The sequence below is a fragment of the Dickeya ananatis genome, from assembly GCF_019464615.1.
GTDB lineage: Bacteria > Pseudomonadota > Gammaproteobacteria > Enterobacterales > Enterobacteriaceae > Dickeya > Dickeya oryzae.
The window spans coordinates 826,271-841,741 of sequence record NZ_CP040816.1 but is presented as its reverse complement, the minus strand read 5'-3'; the positions used below and the strand labels follow the sequence as shown (position 1 = coordinate 841,741).

Annotated in this window: 15 protein-coding genes; all 15 read left to right on the top strand. The window is 54.6% G+C overall.

Annotated features, from left to right (window positions below):
* The first annotated feature begins 48 nt into the window (after positions 1 to 48).
* The gene (locus FGI04_RS03675) at positions 49 to 1,173 is read left to right on the top strand and encodes an FIST N-terminal domain-containing protein (RefSeq protein WP_407273840.1); all 1,125 of its coding nucleotides are present in this window, start codon (positions 49 to 51) and stop codon (positions 1,171 to 1,173) included.
* Positions 1,166 to 2,281, top strand: coding sequence for a sensor histidine kinase (locus FGI04_RS03670; protein WP_407336288.1), 1,116 nt, complete (start codon positions 1,166 to 1,168; stop codon positions 2,279 to 2,281). Before FGI04_RS03675 ends, FGI04_RS03670 begins: the two co-directional genes overlap by 8 nt.
* A complete protein-coding gene (locus FGI04_RS03665; RefSeq protein ID WP_342700229.1) occupies positions 2,272 to 3,369 on the top strand; it encodes an HDOD domain-containing protein in 1,098 nt (365 codons plus the stop codon). Before FGI04_RS03670 ends, FGI04_RS03665 begins: the two co-directional genes overlap by 10 nt.
* Positions 3,362 to 4,501: a response regulator gene (locus FGI04_RS03660; protein ID WP_342700228.1), complete on the top strand. Its 1,140-nt coding sequence runs from the start codon at positions 3,362 to 3,364 to the stop codon at positions 4,499 to 4,501. Before FGI04_RS03665 ends, FGI04_RS03660 begins: the two co-directional genes overlap by 8 nt.
* Positions 4,502 to 4,673: 172 nt before the next feature.
* Positions 4,674 to 5,420 carry a MerR family transcriptional regulator gene (locus FGI04_RS03655; RefSeq protein ID WP_342700227.1) on the top strand — a complete coding sequence of 249 codons (747 nt, stop codon included), beginning with the start codon at positions 4,674 to 4,676 and terminating at the stop codon, positions 5,418 to 5,420.
* Positions 5,421 to 5,686: 266 nt separating this feature from the next.
* Entirely contained in the window at positions 5,687 to 6,145 is a 459-nt protein-coding gene (locus FGI04_RS03650; RefSeq protein ID WP_342700226.1) for a nuclear transport factor 2 family protein, read from the top strand.
* Positions 6,142 to 6,861 carry an SDR family NAD(P)-dependent oxidoreductase gene (locus FGI04_RS03645; RefSeq protein ID WP_407336287.1) on the top strand — a complete coding sequence of 240 codons (720 nt, stop codon included), beginning with the start codon at positions 6,142 to 6,144 and terminating at the stop codon, positions 6,859 to 6,861. Before FGI04_RS03650 ends, FGI04_RS03645 begins: the two co-directional genes overlap by 4 nt.
* A complete protein-coding gene (locus FGI04_RS03640) occupies positions 6,858 to 8,120 on the top strand; it encodes an NAD(P)/FAD-dependent oxidoreductase (RefSeq protein ID WP_407336286.1) in 1,263 nt (420 codons plus the stop codon). The genes FGI04_RS03645 and FGI04_RS03640 overlap by 4 nt, the downstream gene beginning before the upstream one ends.
* Complete coding sequence (locus FGI04_RS03635; RefSeq protein ID WP_407336285.1) at positions 8,113 to 8,871, top strand: DUF1365 domain-containing protein; 759 nt, start codon at positions 8,113 to 8,115, stop codon at positions 8,869 to 8,871. Before FGI04_RS03640 ends, FGI04_RS03635 begins: the two co-directional genes overlap by 8 nt.
* Positions 8,868 to 10,094: an SAM-dependent methyltransferase gene (locus tag FGI04_RS03630; protein ID WP_407336284.1), complete on the top strand. Its 1,227-nt coding sequence runs from the start codon at positions 8,868 to 8,870 to the stop codon at positions 10,092 to 10,094. Before FGI04_RS03635 ends, FGI04_RS03630 begins: the two co-directional genes overlap by 4 nt.
* 34 nt (positions 10,095 to 10,128) lie before the next feature.
* Positions 10,129 to 10,662 carry a chalcone isomerase family protein gene (locus tag FGI04_RS03625; RefSeq protein WP_342700221.1) on the top strand — a complete coding sequence of 178 codons (534 nt, stop codon included), beginning with the start codon at positions 10,129 to 10,131 and terminating at the stop codon, positions 10,660 to 10,662.
* Complete coding sequence (locus FGI04_RS03620; RefSeq protein WP_342700220.1) at positions 10,659 to 11,192, top strand: DUF3833 domain-containing protein; 534 nt, start codon at positions 10,659 to 10,661, stop codon at positions 11,190 to 11,192. The genes FGI04_RS03625 and FGI04_RS03620 overlap by 4 nt, the downstream gene beginning before the upstream one ends.
* 68 nt (positions 11,193 to 11,260) lie before the next feature.
* The gene (locus FGI04_RS03615; protein WP_342700426.1) at positions 11,261 to 12,220 is read left to right on the top strand and encodes a YbgA family protein; all 960 of its coding nucleotides are present in this window, start codon (positions 11,261 to 11,263) and stop codon (positions 12,218 to 12,220) included.
* Between the two features lie 140 nt (positions 12,221 to 12,360).
* Positions 12,361 to 12,996 carry a carbonic anhydrase gene (locus FGI04_RS03610; protein ID WP_012885684.1) on the top strand — a complete coding sequence of 212 codons (636 nt, stop codon included), beginning with the start codon at positions 12,361 to 12,363 and terminating at the stop codon, positions 12,994 to 12,996.
* Between the two features lie 502 nt (positions 12,997 to 13,498).
* A complete protein-coding gene (locus FGI04_RS03605) occupies positions 13,499 to 15,373 on the top strand; it encodes an autotransporter domain-containing protein (protein ID WP_434964879.1) in 1,875 nt (624 codons plus the stop codon).
* Positions 15,374 to 15,471: the final 98 nt, after the last annotated feature.

Sequence of the window (15,471 nt, the reverse complement as noted above, 5' to 3'; positions counted from 1 at the left end):
GGCAGGAACGCAGGCGAAGGTTTCTGCTTAATACAAGGAGAACTCGTCATGAATTTCCAACCCAAATATGCCAGTAGCGAATTGCCGAATCCGGTCGAGGCTGTCGCCGAGTTTGCCAGCCAGATTGGCCACGAAGGCATTGATACCGTGATTTTTTTCTGTTCTCCAGACTACGACCTGGACGTTTTGGGCCGGGAGCTGAAGAACACATTCTCCTGTCCCTGTATAGGCTGTACATCCTCTGGTCAGATTGGCACCAAAGGCTTCCAGCACTCCGGGCTGTTGGGTCTCGGATTGGGTGGAGGCTTTCGTACCCGTTTTTTCATGATTCACCCGTTGGTCAATTACACCCCGGTAATAGCCGATATTGCTGAAGCTATTCGCCTTGATACGGAAGCCAGGCCGAACCTACATCGCTTCGGCCTGCTGCTGGTAGACGGTCTTTCTATGGTTGAAGAGCGCCTGACGGCAAATCTCTACCAGCAGATCGGCAACGTTCCTATCATCGGTGGTTCCGCTGGCGATGACCTGCGTTTTGAAAGGACGCACGTCTATGATGGAAATGGACGATTCATTTCCGACGCAGCAATCTTCGCCGTTATCGAGACCCGCGCACCCGTCACCACCTTTAAGGTCCAGCACTTCGAACCCAGCGAGGTGGAACTCGTCATCACCGAGGCCGACCCGGAGAAGCGACTCATCCTTGAGATAAACGGCGAACCTGCCGCTCAGGTTTACGCGGAGGCCTTGGGACTCACGGTGAACGAATTGACACCAACTGTCTTTTCCCGCAACCCACTGGTGCTTTCTTTCGGCGATGAGCCCTACGTCCGCTCCATCCAGAAGTGGAACGAAGACCTCTCTCTCACGTGTTACTGCGCCATCGAAGAAGGGCTGATCATCGCCATCGGCAAAGCGGAGGACCCAGTCCAAACCTTCAAAGCGGCTTTTGACAAGGTCCACGAGACCATCCCTGATCCTGCGGTCATCATCGGTTGTGACTGTATCCTGCGTCGACTCCAGTTCGAACAGGAAGGGCTTGACCAGCAGATTGGCGACGTCATGATGCAAAACCGGGTAGTGGGTTTTTCCACTTACGGTGAGCAATACAACGGATTGCACGTGAACCAGACATTCACGGGCATCGCCATCGGAGGACAAGACGTTGACTGAAGAAACATTTTCCGAAACGTCCACCATGGGGCTGTCCGTCGACGAATACGAACGCAAGCTCGCCGCCCGGGACAAGACCATCGATGTCCTCAAGCGCCGTATCGCACAAGAGGTCCGGCACAGTCACGCAACACCGTTTGCTATCCTGGAGCAGAATGTGGGCCTGGAGAAGGTGGTCGCCCGCAAAACCCTGGAATTGGAGAACGAACGACAAGAGTTAGAAAAAACCCTGACCGAGTTGCGCTTCACCCAGGCCCAGTTGTTGCAGGCGCAAAAGATGGAGTCGATAGGCCAACTCGCCGCCGGCATCGCCCACGAAATCAACACGCCAACCCAATACGTCTGTGACAATGTGGGGTTCGTTAAGACTGCCACCATTTCCCTGCTCAGCTTGTTGGACTCCGCTCTGGCTCTGGCCGAGACGGCGCGAGAAAAAATGGCTGAAGACCCCACGGTGGTGGCATTCGACGCGGCCCTCAGGCGCACTAAAGTGGAGTTCCTGCGCCGCCAGATCCCAAGCGCTTTAGACGAATCACTGGAGGGACTGGGTCATATAGCCAAGATAGTAGCCGCCATGAAGGAGTTCTCCCATCCGTCTCATAACGAGAAGGAAATGGTAGACGTGCGCGAGATCATCAACACGACGGTAACCGTCGCCCGCAATGAATGGAAATACGTGGCGGAACTTGAGACACACTTCGAGGACGACTTGCCGCAACTGCCGTGTCTGCGCGACATGATTAGTCAGGCCATTCTCAATCTGGTAGTGAACGCTGCCCACGCCATCGCAGATACCATCCAGGAAGGCGTCAAAGAGAAAGGCCATATCATCGTATCAGCAGCACGAAATGGCGAGCATATGGAGATCCGAATTAAAGACGATGGCAGCGGTATTCCAGCCGGGATCCGCAGCCGCATCTTCGATCCCTTCTTCACGACCAAAGCCGTAGGCAAAGGCACAGGCCAGGGTCTCGCCATTGTCTATTCGACCGTGGTAGACAAACATGATGGGCAGATCCGCTGCGAGTCGCAAGAGGGTGTGGGCACAGCGTTCATCCTGCAACTGCCCCTTCACTGCCACAAAGAGGATTGCCCTGCATGCAAGTGATGTTCGTCGATGACGAAAGTCGGGTGCTCTCCGGTATTGAACGGGCCCTCATGATGCAAGACACCGACTGGGAATGTCGTTTCGCCAATAGTGGACAAGAAGCGCTTGCGATGCTGGAGGAAAAACCGGCTGACGTGGTGGTATCCGACATGCGCATGCCCTTCATGGATGGCGCAGAACTGCTCTCTCAGGTACGCAACCGCTGGCCAGGCACAATACGTATCATCCTGTCTGGCTACTCCGAACCTGAAGCCACCTTGCGCATGCTGGACGTGGCCCATCGCTTTGTTCCCAAACCCTGCGACAGCACGGTGCTATTGGCAATGGTAGGCAACGCCCTGGCCCTGCGCGACCGGTTTCAGGACCTGGCACTGGTCGAGATAGTGGGCCGCACCAGTCAACTACCTGCAGCGCCCAACGTGTTCACCGAAATATGCCGCCTCCTTACCAACCCTGACAGCGATACACGGCAGATAACCGAGCTTCTGGGCCGTGATCCGGCCTTGAGCGCCAAGATTATGCAGCTTGCTAACTCGGCCTATTTCTCCAGAGGCGGTCAAATTAATGATATCGGCAACGCCATTACCCACCTGGGCTTGGATCAGGTGAAGCTGCTCGTCCTGTCTTCTCAGGTCCCGGCAGATGCGAAGACGGCCCCTTATGTAGACCAGCTACAACAGCGCGCCTTGCTCGCCGCCACCCTGGCCGCCCGCATTTCCGGCCACCAGGGACCAGAAGCGACCGCCGCCTTACTCGCCAACATTGCGCTGCTGATCCCCGAACTGAGAAAGCCCGACTATCAAGACACCACAACTCGCGGCAATACCTGCGTACAGGCTGCGGTAAGCGCGTATCTGTTGGCGTTGTGGGGGTTACCCATGGATATCGTGGAGGCTGTGGCATGTCACCAGCAGCCATCCCGTTTCGCGAATAACGCCTTCGGCGTGGCTGGTACCGTGCATGTCGCGGTCGCTCTTGCCAATAACAGCGACCTCGATCTGGACTATCTAGAACAAACTGGCGTGCTAAACAACCTGCCCTTGTGGCAGAAGATGCTCGCCCACACGCAGGAAACTCTCAATGACTGAAACTGCCTTACCCCGGGTGCTGTGCGTAGACGATGAACCCAATGTCCTCGCCGCGATGGAACGCAACCTCTTTGGCGAATTCGATGTAGTAGTGGCTCACAGTGGTGAAGCCGGCCTGGACGCCGTTCGCTGGGGCAAGCGTTTTGCCGTGATCATGTCCGACATGCGTATGCCTGGCATGGACGGTGCCACTTTCCTGTCCAAAGCACGGGAAATCTCCCCCGACAGCGTGCGCATTCTTCTCACCGGGCAGGCTGATGTGGAATCCTCCATCGCGGCCATCAACAAAGGGGCTATCTTCCGCTACCTCTGCAAACCTTGCCCCAAGGAGGATCTGGTTTCAACGCTTAACGACGCCGTCAGCCAGTACCGCCTAATCTGCGCGGAAAAAGAATTATTGGAAACCACCCTTACCGCCTCGGTCAAAACGCTGACCGACGTACTCGCTATGGTTGCTCCATGGGCTTTCCAGCGGGCAGCCTTCGCCCAGTCTTGTGTCCGCCACGCGCTGCCCAAGCTAGAGTGGCCCGATGGCTGGATATACACCATTGCCGCCTCATTGAGCCAAATCGGCTGCGTTGGTATCCCCGCCGACATCGTCCAGGCCGATGCAGCTCAGCGCGAACTATCGGAGGACGAGAAAAAACTCCTTCTGGAACACCCGGATGTCGCCGGTCGTCTGGTAGAACACATTCCCCGCCTTGAGCTGGTAGCCGAGATTATCCGCCACCAGGCCAAGACGGCCCCGTCCACCGCACCCACAGAGGTTATCCGCGGCGCTCACCTCTTGCGTGCCGCTCTCGAGCTGGAACGCCACGCAGCCCGGGGACTGGGTCTGGAACACCCAGGGGAAATTCTGCGCGCGGTAAAGCCGCCGATCCCCGAGTACATCATCAAAACCCTGACTAATTTCCGCGCTAACGTGGCTGGCGTTCGCTCTGCACGCATTAGCGAATTGAAGCCCGGCTGGGTGGTGGATGAAGACATCCGGACCACCAACGACTTAATGGTGCTCACCAAAGGCCATGAACTTACTGACACCGCGATTTCCGCTCTTCAGCGTCTCCTCGCTGTCAACGCCGTCAAAGAGCCGATACGGGTACGTGGTGTTCCGGACACAGAGCCGTTGTGAGTCTGGGTATGTGTTCGTCTGTACAGCTTACCCTGAGAAAGCGCCGCTATGGCGCTTTCTGGTTTATGCGCCCAGTTACCCTTGGTTTACAAACTGCACGCCTACCCAGCTTCATTCAGCGCTAAAATATTCGTAATATATCAAACAAAATAGTTTTCAGCGGATGCCCTTTATGTCCTACTCCATCGGCGAATTTGCCAGACTTTGCGGTATTAACGCCACGACGCTCAGGGCATGGCAGAGTCGCTACGGTCTGCTCAAGCCGCTGCGCACCGAAGGTGGACATCGGTTATATAGCGATGCGGATGTCCAACAAGCGCTGAAAATCCTCGACTGGGTAAAAAAGGGGGTTCCGGTCAGCCAGGTCAAACCGTTGCTGGAACGCCCACAAGCGCAGCGAAGCAATAACTGGGCGACCTTGCAGGAAACCATGCTCCTGCGCCTTAAAGAAGGCCGCATCGAATCGCTGCGCCAGCTTATCTACGACACAGGCCGCGAATACCCCAGGCCGGAAATGGTCAATGAAGTGCTACGCCCGCTACGACGCCAGGTATCGGCCAATACCCCCGCTATGATGACGCTGCGCGAAATACTCGATGGCCTGATTATTTCCTACACGTCGTTTTGCCTCGAAGGTGACAGAAAAGCACCTGGCGACAATTACCTGATTGGCGGCTGGCAATTGACCGACCCGTGCGAAATCTGGCTGGAAGCGCTAAAACGTACCGGACAGGGTCACCGCATTCATGTCCTGCCGCTCTCTCCTGCCATGCCTGCGCCGGAAATTTTCCCGGACAGACAATGGTTGCTGGTCACTAGCGGGACGCTCACCGTGGCGCGAAAAAAGCAAATCGACAAGTGGCGTGAACACGTGGCGTCACTGGAGATTATTTTATTACAGGCCACCTCCGTCGCGTAAACGCTGTCTTACCTCTGCTGAAAATCCCTGCCGCATTCGTCTACCGCCAACGTTTCACGGTTAACGATTCACGTGGACAGGGTATCCCCCGACAAGCCATCTCTCATTACCTATCAAAATCATCGGTTCTGATGAAAATTTAATTCATTGATTTTCAATGACTATAAAAATTAATTTAGAAAAAACTTAGACAAGAATTTAAGTTTGTGTAAGTTTTATCTCTATACCACGTTGATTCAGGATTGCCCACGACAAGGGTAACGCGCATGAGCACACTACAACCTGTATTCGATGAGTTTGCTGACTTTTATGCCTCGCTGGCTACCCAACCTCTGGAGAGGCTGTCTGCGCTCTATCACCCGGATGCGGTACTGACCGACCCGTTTGGGCAGCATCAAGGGCTACCGGCCATCCAGCGCTATTTCTCGTACCTGCTGGAACATACCCGCTACTGTTATTTCATCGTTGACGCCCCGATCTTCGACACCCGCCGCTTCGCCGTGAGCTGGACGATGCACTGGTCACACCCGCGTATCGCAGGTGGAAACATGCTGTCTTTGGCAGGCTGCTCCCTCATCGAGGTACAACATCAACACAATCATCAACAACAAGCCCGTATCACATATCAGCGTGATTACTACGACGCCGGAGAAATGCTCTACGAACATCTTCCGGTACTGGGGTGGGCGCTTCGCCACGTGAAGAAGAAGGTTCGCCCATCATGACCACCGTACTTATTACCGGTGCCAGTTCAGGCATTGGCGAAGCGCTGGCGAAATCCTGGGCCGACGAGGGTCACGTTGTTATTGCCTGCGGCAGGGATATCGAGCGCCTGAACGCACTGCGTCAGTACAGTCCGCATATCACCGTTCGTCAATTTGATATGACAGATAGCCAGGCCTGCCATGCGGCACTGGCCGACTGCCGCATCAGTCTGGCCGTGCTCTGCGCCGGTACCTGTGAATATATCGACCACGGCGTTATCGACCCGGAACGGGTATCACGGGTTATGAATACCAATTTCATCGGCCCAATCAATTGCCTGTCAGCCTTGCAGGGGCAACTGGCCCCCGGTAGCCGTGTGGTGCTGGTCAGCTCTATGGCGCACTGGCTCCCCTTTCCGCGGGCAGAGGCATATGGCGCATCGAAAGCGGCGCTGAGCTGGTTTGCTGAAAGCCTGCGGTTGGACTGGGAGCCCAAAGGCATCGCCGTCACCGTCGTTTCACCAGGCTTTGTCGATACCCCGCTTACCCGTAAGAACGATTTTTCGATGCCCGGCCTCGTCACCGTTGAACAGGCAGTAACGGCGATACGACGCGGCATTACGGCAGGGAAATCACATATCGCCTTTCCAGCCGGGTTTGGCGCACTACTGCGTCTGCTGTCGTGGCTCCCCGGTATCGCTCAACGCGCACTGTTGCGCAGGATGATAAGACCATGAAAATCGCTATTATCGGCAGTGGCATCGCCGGGTTGACCTGCGCATGGCGGCTGGCCGGGCACCATGACGTCATCATGCTGGAGGCCGGCCCTACCCCCGGTGGTCACACCGCCACAGTGGATGTCACCACACCCTCTGGTACCTATGCCATCGATACCGGTTTCATCGTCTATAACGATCGTACCTACCCGCGCTTTATGGGGCTATTGAGCGAACTGGGTATCAGCGGACAGAAAACGGAGATGAGCTTTTCGGTGCATAACCCAGCGAGTGGGCTTGAGTATAACGGCCACTCACTGAGCTCACTGTTTGCGCAGCGCAGTAACCTGGTTAACCCCCGATTTTGGGAGCTGTTAAAAGACATCGTCCGGTTTAATCGTCTGGCGAAACAGGCGGTGACGCAACCGGTCGGCGACGACGAAACACTGCACACCTTCTTGTCACGCCACAAATTTAACGCCTTTTTCGCCCGCCACTATATTTTGCCGATGGGGGCGGCGATCTGGTCCTCTTCCTTGCAGGAGATGCGCCGTTTTCCACTCGCCCTGTTTTTGCGCTTTTTTGAAAACCACGGGCTGCTGGATATTACACAGCGCCCTCAGTGGTACGTGGTGCCCGGCGGCTCGCGGGAATACGTTCGCGCCCTGCTCAACCAGTTGGAAAACCGCTTCACGCTTTGCGTCAACTCGCCGGTGCAACGCGTCGTACGCCACGACCAGGGGGTGGATATCTGCCTGGCGGACAACACCATGACCGTCGATCAGGTGATTTTCGCCTGCCACTCCGGGCAGGCACTCGCCCTGCTTGATGAAGCCAGCCACGCAGAGACGGAGATTCTGGGGGATATCGGCTGGCAACGTAACGAGGTGGTACTGCACAGCGATAAACGCTGGCTACCGGTGCGGCCTGCAGCCTGGGCCAGTTGGAACTATCGCCTGCCTCACGACGATCAGGCCAGCGCCTGTGTCACCTATAACATGAATATTTTACAAGGGTTGCCGGAAGGCAGCCCCTTGTTCTGCGTCACCCTCAATCCTGACGCCCCGATTGATGAACGCGATGTCTGGCAGCGCTTTGTCTATGAGCACCCACGGTTTACGCCGAAAAGCTGGCGGGCGCAGTCACGACGCGCCGAAATCAACGGCCAGCGACGTAGCTGGTTTTGCGGGGCTTACTGGTACAACGGGTTCCACGAAGATGGGGTACGCAGCGCGCTGGATGTGGTTAAGGGCATCGCCGATGGGAGGAACGATGAATAGCTGTCTCTATCGCGGCGTGTTGCGCCACCGACGTTGGCAGCCGCGCGTACATCAGTTTTGTTATGACGTCTTTCTGGCGTATCTGGATCTCGACGACCTGGATAATCTGTCGTCGTTAGGCATCCGCCGTAATCAATTTGCCACCGTCGCCTTTTACGACAGCGACTACCCGCTGGGTACGCCGCTCAAAGAAAACGCCCTGAATCGGCTGGCGGCACTGACCGGTGAACACCCTGACGGCAAAGTGATGCTATTAACCCAGTTGCGCTATCTGGGCTTTCATTTTAACCCGGTGAACTTTTATTACTGCTTTGACGCCAGCGAAACCCTGCGCTGGATTCTGGCTGAAGTGCGCAACACGCCGTGGAATGAACGGCACTATTACGCGGTTAACGCGCAAGAGACCCGCCCCATCGCCAAAGCGTTTCACGTTTCTCCGTTCAACCCGATGGAGATGGTCTATCACTGGCGGTTCAACTGCCCCGGTAAAACGCTGCATATGCATATCGAAAATCATCAAGCCGTGGATGAAAACCAGCAGGATGAAAAACAGCGAGATGAAAAAGTATTCGATGCCACGCTGACGCTATCGCGTAAGCCATTAACCCCCCTGCACTTGCGCCAGATGCAAATTAGCATCCCCGTCATGACACTGAAGACCGTGGTGGCGATTTACTGGCAGGCGCTGTTGTTGTGGCTCAAACGTGTGCCGATTTATAACCACCCCACCAGCAGGAGTGAACGCTCATGACTGACCCCGTTTTTGCGCTTGAGTCCGATGTGCCGCGCACAGCAACGATTCGCTTTGCACGCTGGCTGTTGTTCCGCCTGTTGGCGGGTATACAGCAAGGTTCGCTGACCCTCCACGACGGCAACCAGAGCATCCATTTTGGCGATACCACCTCGCCCCTGCGTGCCGAGGTCAACATCCTTTCACCCGGTATTTACGCACGCCTGCTGACCGGCGGTAGCATCGCGGCGGCGGAGTCCTGGATGGAGGGTGAGTGGGAAACCGATCAGCTCACCGAACTACTGCAGATCATGGCTGCGAATGCCGGGGTGCTGAGTCGGCTGGAAAATGGCTTTCGTATTCTGGGCCAACCCTTTCAGCGACTATGGCACTGGACGCGTCGCAATCATCGCCAGCAGGCACGCGAGAACATCGCCGCCCATTACGATCTCGGCAATATGTTTTACCAGCAGTTTCTTGATGAGGGACTGCTCTATTCCAGCGCGTTATTCACCCCCGACACGCCGGACCTCGCCAGTGCGCAGCAAGCCAAAATGCGGCGTTTGTGCGAAGAGCTTACACTGACGCCGGACGATCACCTGCTTGAAATCGGCACCGGCTGGGGGGCGCTGGCGGAGTTCGCGGCACGTCATTACGGCTGCCGGGTCACGACCACCACGCTCTCTCAGGAGCAGTATCACTATGCGCTAGCTCGTATCGCCCAGGCAGGCCTGCAAGACCGGGTGACAGTGCTGTTGTGCGACTACCGCGATCTCACCGGTCAGTTCGACAAACTGGTGTCAGTCGAAATGATTGAAGCGGTCGGCAAAGCGTTTCTACCACAGTTTTTCAAGACGTGTCAGGCACGCCTGCGTCCAGGTGGGAAAATGGCGATTCAGGCCATCACCATTCAGGATCAGCGCTATCACGATTACAGCAAAAGCGTTGATTTCATTCAGCGCTACATTTTCCCCGGCGGCTTTTTACCCAGCGTCACCGCCATCAGTTCCCTGATGACGCGTCATACCGATTTTGTACTGCGTAACCTGTTCGATATGGGGCCGCACTACGCCCAAACGCTGGCACACTGGCGACAGCGCTTCCTGCTGGCCTGGCCGGAGATAGAACGGCTGGGGTTCGACACCCGGTTTCGTCGCATGTGGTTGTACTACTTCGGCTACTGCGAAGCTGGATTTAACGCGCGCACCATCAGCGTGGTGCAATTGACCGCCGAGCGGGTGTGACATGCAGGCGCTACGGATAAGCAGGGAGGCAACGATGAAACAGCGCGTGCCCTTGCTGGCCTTGTTGGTTGCCGCGCTGTATCTCACCTCAGCACAGGCCGCCGACTGGGCGCACTGGCGCAACGTTGGCGACGCGACGCTGCGCTTCGGGCCGTTTGCGGTATATCACTCGCAGTTGCGTACACCAGATGGACGCCACAGCGGACTGCAACAGGATCAGGCGCTGATTATTACCTATCAGCGGCGTATCGACAGTGAAACACTGGTCGATGCCACACGTGAACAGTGGCAGACGCTGGGAATTCTGGACAGAGAACCGCAGAGCGAAGCGTGGCTGCACATGCTGGCGCAGTTATGGCCCAGTGTAGATGAAGGGTCACAACTGGCTTTTGTGACCAGCAACCGGCAAGGGCAATTCTGGTATCGCCCCTCATCGTCGCAGAGCCAGTTTATGCCACTGGGCCCGGTTCAATCAGCCGCTTTTAGCGTGTGTTTTCTGTCTATCTGGCTGAGCCCACAGACCCACTATCCCGCATTACGCCAGCAATTACTTGGGGGTGAACGATGAAACGCTTTTTGCTCTTCGTATTGACGATGACGATGCTGCTCACGGGTTGTAGCACAGACATCACCGACTACCGCAGCCAACAGCCACGCTTCGATCTCTTCCACTATTTTCAGGGCCAGACGCAAGCCTGGGGGATGGTACAGGACCGTCACGGTAAACAACTACGCCGCTTTCACGTCGCCATTCGTGGCGATGTCGCGGGCGATACGCTGACACTCAACGAACACTTTGTCTATGACGACGGCGAACGCCAGCAACGCGTCTGGCATATCCGCCGGATGGGCGATGATAGGTATGAAGGCACTGCCGGAGACATTGAAGGGGTTGCCTACGGTCAGGCATCAGGCAATGCCTTTCACTGGCAGTACAGCATGAACGTCAAGGCAGACGGCGCAATCTGGCTGCTCAACTTTGATGACTGGATGTTCCAGCAAGACGACAGCCACCTGTTCAATAAAACAGAAATGACGAAATTCGGCCTCACCGCAGGCTACGTCACCCTGTTTTTCAGTAAAGGGGCAACGCCATGAACAATCACCCAGAAAACAATCACGCCATTAACAACCATGCCACTAACAACCATACCATAACAGGCAGCATCGACAGCAAACCCGTTCTGGGTATTAGCGGCTGTCTGACTGGCTCAGCGGTACGCTTTGACGGCGGGCATAAACGGCTGCGTTTCGTGATGGATGAACTGTCGCCGTGGATAGCGTTCAGGCCCGTCTGCCCGGAAATGTCTATCGGCCTGCCGGTTCCTCGTCCGGCGCTGCGCCTTATTCAGACTGCCAGCGGTGATATCCGCATGCGCATGAGCCATGACACCCAGCAAGACATGACAGAAAAAATGCACGACTTCACCGCCCGGTATTTGCCCACGCTCGGGAATCTTGCCGGGTTCATCGTCTGTGCCAAATCCCCCAGTTGCGGCATGGAACGGGTAAGACTCTACGATGAGCAAGGCCACCGTGGCCGTAAAGCAGGCGTCGGGTTATTCACCGCCGCCCTGATGAAAGCCTACCCCTGGCTTCCTGTCGAGGAAGATGGCCGCTTGCACGACCCGGTATTGCGCGAGAACTTCGTCGAGTGTTTGTTTGCGCTGCATGAGCTTAACCAACTGCGTGCCGGTGGATTAACCCGCCACAACCTGCTGGCATTCCACAGCCGCTACAAACTCCAGCTGCTGGCGCACCATCAGGCTGGCTACCGCGAGATAGGCCCTTTTGTCGCCCGCCTTCACGAATGGGACGACCTTGATGCGTTTTTCATTGCCTACCGTTACAAACTGATGGCGATCCTCAGGCAACCCGCTTCGCGTAAAAACCATACTAACGTGCTGATGCATATCCAGGGCTACTTCCGTAAACAGCTCAACAATCGCCAGCGCGCAGAGCTGCGCGAGGTGATTATCGGTTATCGGGCTGGACGCCTGCCCATTCTCGCGCCGATTACACTGCTGAAGCACTATCTGGCGGAACACCCCGACAGTTACCTGTTGACACAAAACTATTTCGACCCCTACCCGCAAGATTTGGGATTGCGTTTAGCGGTTGCATGATTATCAATTAAGAAGAAGGTCCCTGGTCGTTAATACATAGCGGCCAGGAAACGAGTCAGGTTGCACTATCGACAACACCTGCAATTTAGAACCTGACGAGTATATGATGTCGTGATCACTGCCAAAAAAGAGAACGTGCTATGCAACATATCATTGAGGGTTTCCTCAGCTTTCAAAAAGATATATTTCCTCAACGCAAGGAACTCTTCCGCAGTCTGGCATCCAGCCAGAATCCTAAAGCGCTGTTCATTTCCTGCTCCGACAGCCGTCTGGTACCAGAACTGGTCACCCAGCAGGAACCCGGACAGCTGTTCGTTATCCGTAATGCCGGCAACATCGTGCCTTCTTTCGGTCCGGAACCCGGTGGGGTTTCCGCTACGATTGAGTATGCGGTTGTCGCGCTGGGTGTTACCGATATCGTCATCTGTGGTCATTCCAACTGTGGAGCGATGAAAGCCATCGCCTCCTGCCAGTGCCTTGACCCAATGCCGGCCGTGGCACACTGGTTACGTTATTCGGACGCCGCGAAAGCGGTGGTGGAGAAAAAAACCTGGGATAATGAAACCGATAAAGTGAATGCGATGGTGGAAGAAAACGTTATCGCACAGTTGAATAACATCAAAACCCACCCTTCCGTCGCTGTCGGACTGCGTGACAACGCATTGCGCCTGCATGGATGGGTATACGACATTGAGAGCGGGGTCATTCGCGCGCTGGATAAAAATAGCAAGACGTTCGTTTCGCTGGCTGAAAACCCGCACGTTTATTTCGAATAACCCTTCTGGTAGTCAGTAAACTAGCCCTGCGGCCTACCGGCGCAGGGCATGAATCGCCCCGCTGTCCTCTTCCTCATATTCATCCATAAAAAAATACAAAATCAAAAACACCGAAATATAATCACCCATATCGAAAAAATCCGTTTTAAATAATCGCACCCGCCAACAAACCTTCCTTTACTACCAATTCAATTGTTTCATGAAACATATAAAAACGAGACAGATATATAAAACAACATCATAGGAAGAATAGCACAACGATAGGATATATCTCATATATCACCACTGACATACCACTGTCATTACGACATTCAATGATACCCACAACATTAAAAAAATACCCATAAAAAAAATAGAACAAATCCGTAGCACTTGTTATTGCATTTTATTTTATAAAAAAGTGAGCAGCATTATTTTTACTCATTATATCCACTAACACCACTATCTCCACTAACACGATAGTTATCAGCATTTCCATGCCAATACCAGGAGCATCACGTATATGTCACTGTATCGAAAAGTCTTCAATAAGGATTATGCAGCCAATGCCATCATGCCCGGTCACCCTTGGTCTGTCATTCGTCGCAGGATTATCCCCCTCCTGGCGCTACTCTTCGTTTATACCCTGGCTGTGGAAGCAGAACCGTTCAATAGTGTGGTGGTTTTTGGTGATAGCCTGAGTGACGCGGGGAACCTCTCTCAGGCGTTAGGGCTTGGTGTTTCCCGATTTACGACTAACCCCGGTGAAAATACAGCGATGTATGTTGCCGATGGTCTGGGCCTGTCTACGACCGACTCCACCTCGGGTGGAAATAACTATGCCTGGGGCGGCGCGGGTATTCTCAATAATTATTCGCTGGGTGTTCTTTTCTCACCGACTATTCAGTCTCAGGTTGACAGTTATCTGAAAAATAACCAGGCCAGCGCATCAACACTTTATCAAATGTGGGGCGGTTCCAATGATATCTATGCCATTTATGAATCAGCCCCTTCAACGGCCACGTCGGAAATTATCCCGGTCGCTAACGCTGAACTGTCACTGCTGAATAATCTGTATGAAGCCGGTGGGCGATATGTCGTGGTGTATAACCTTCCCAATCTTGGCGCGACCCCCGATGGTGTCAGTCACAACCTGCAAAATAAATATCGTGAAGTTGTTAATCAATATAACCAGACATTAAATGCCGGACTTGCCACATTAAGCCAGCGGGGGCTCAATATCATCCCAGTCAATACCTATGCCATTCTCGCTGAAATCATGGCCAACCCGTCAGCCTATGGCATTATCAACACCAGTAGTGGCGCGTGTAATACGCTCTCCTCCCTTATCTGTGAACCTGGCGATTACGCCAGTGGTACGGAAAATACCTATCTTTTTGCTGATACGGTCCATCCCACTACCGGGGGCTACAAGATGCTGGCCAGTATCGTACTCTCTGAAATTGCAGCACCCGGTAAAATTTCACTACTGAGTAAAGGTCCACTCGCCGCCACTGCGTCCCAGTACCGTTTATTGCACAATGAAATTCTGGCTGATACCGATGCCAGTGAAACGCGGGTATTGGTGAGTGGCGATGACAATCATGCCGGATCAAGCAATACCCCCCAGTCCAGCACAGGGAATAATCGCTTTATCTCTCTCGGCGGTGACGTGAAATGGAGCGAGAATCTTAACACTGGCGTAGTGGTAACCCAGTCTCACCAACGCACGAACGGTGATGACGCGGGCTACACACTGTATGACAGCAGCCTCGCACTTTACGGAGTTTATCATCAGGAGCACGCCTGGCTGAGTGCATTTGCCAACACCGGGCGTTCCAGCTTCGATAATGCTTATCGCACCCTTCATATTGGCCCGGCTAATCGTCAGGAGTCTGGCTCAGTAGACGGGTATCATGTTGGCGGTGGTATTGACGGTGGCTGGTGGTTCAATCTGGGCCCCGTCAAAACCGGCCCCTTTGCCCGTCTTGAGCGTCAGTTCGTTAAGGTCGACGGCTACAGTGAACGCGGTGATGACAGCTCCGCCATGTGGTTTTCATCACAACGTCGTCAATCTCTGGTTTCCAGCCTTGGCTGGCGAGTGCAGGCGTTATGGAACCTGTCTGGTTTAGGAATCAGCCCTTTTGTAGACGTGGCCTGGAATCACGATTATATGGCACATCCCCCGCAGATAACGGCCGGGCTGAACACCATGAACGGTGCTTTCACGATGCCAGGTGCGGCTTCAGAGAAAAACTGGGGCATGGCCAATGCCGGGGTCGCGGTCGATATCACCTCCCATTGGCATACCTGGTTGCAGTATTCCAGCCAGTTTGGCGGTAACACCCGAAAAGAGGACTACGGCGTCAGTGCCGGTCTGGCGTATGCGTTCAAATAAGGCTCCAGCCCGACGCGCTCCTCCTCACACAAAAGAGAGCGACATCACAAAAAACACGGTCGCAGCGCTCCACAATTCGCCTTTTTGCAGAACAAATG

Excerpts from the sequence above, each read along its gene's own strand:
- FGI04_RS03620 (WP_342700220.1), top strand. The coding sequence starts at position 10,659 with ATGAAACGCTTTTTGCTCTTCGTATTGACGATGACGATGCTGCTCACG.
- FGI04_RS03645 (WP_407336287.1), top strand. The coding sequence starts at position 6,142 with ATGACCACCGTACTTATTACCGGTGCCAGTTCAGGCATTGGCGAAGCG.
- FGI04_RS03630 (WP_407336284.1), top strand. The coding sequence starts at position 8,868 with ATGACTGACCCCGTTTTTGCGCTTGAGTCCGATGTGCCGCGCACAGCA.
- FGI04_RS03605 (WP_434964879.1), top strand. The coding sequence starts at position 13,499 with ATGTCACTGTATCGAAAAGTCTTCAATAAGGATTATGCAGCCAATGCC.
- FGI04_RS03655 (WP_342700227.1), top strand. The coding sequence starts at position 4,674 with ATGTCCTACTCCATCGGCGAATTTGCCAGACTTTGCGGTATTAACGCC.
- FGI04_RS03665 (WP_342700229.1), top strand. The coding sequence starts at position 2,272 with ATGCAAGTGATGTTCGTCGATGACGAAAGTCGGGTGCTCTCCGGTATT.
- FGI04_RS03675 (WP_407273840.1), top strand. The coding sequence starts at position 49 with ATGAATTTCCAACCCAAATATGCCAGTAGCGAATTGCCGAATCCGGTC.
- FGI04_RS03625 (WP_342700221.1), top strand. The coding sequence starts at position 10,129 with ATGAAACAGCGCGTGCCCTTGCTGGCCTTGTTGGTTGCCGCGCTGTAT.
- FGI04_RS03635 (WP_407336285.1), top strand. The coding sequence starts at position 8,113 with ATGAATAGCTGTCTCTATCGCGGCGTGTTGCGCCACCGACGTTGGCAG.
- FGI04_RS03660 (WP_342700228.1), top strand. The coding sequence starts at position 3,362 with ATGACTGAAACTGCCTTACCCCGGGTGCTGTGCGTAGACGATGAACCC.
- FGI04_RS03650 (WP_342700226.1), top strand. The coding sequence starts at position 5,687 with ATGAGCACACTACAACCTGTATTCGATGAGTTTGCTGACTTTTATGCC.
- FGI04_RS03610 (WP_012885684.1), top strand. The coding sequence starts at position 12,361 with ATGCAACATATCATTGAGGGTTTCCTCAGCTTTCAAAAAGATATATTT.
- FGI04_RS03640 (WP_407336286.1), top strand. The coding sequence starts at position 6,858 with ATGAAAATCGCTATTATCGGCAGTGGCATCGCCGGGTTGACCTGCGCA.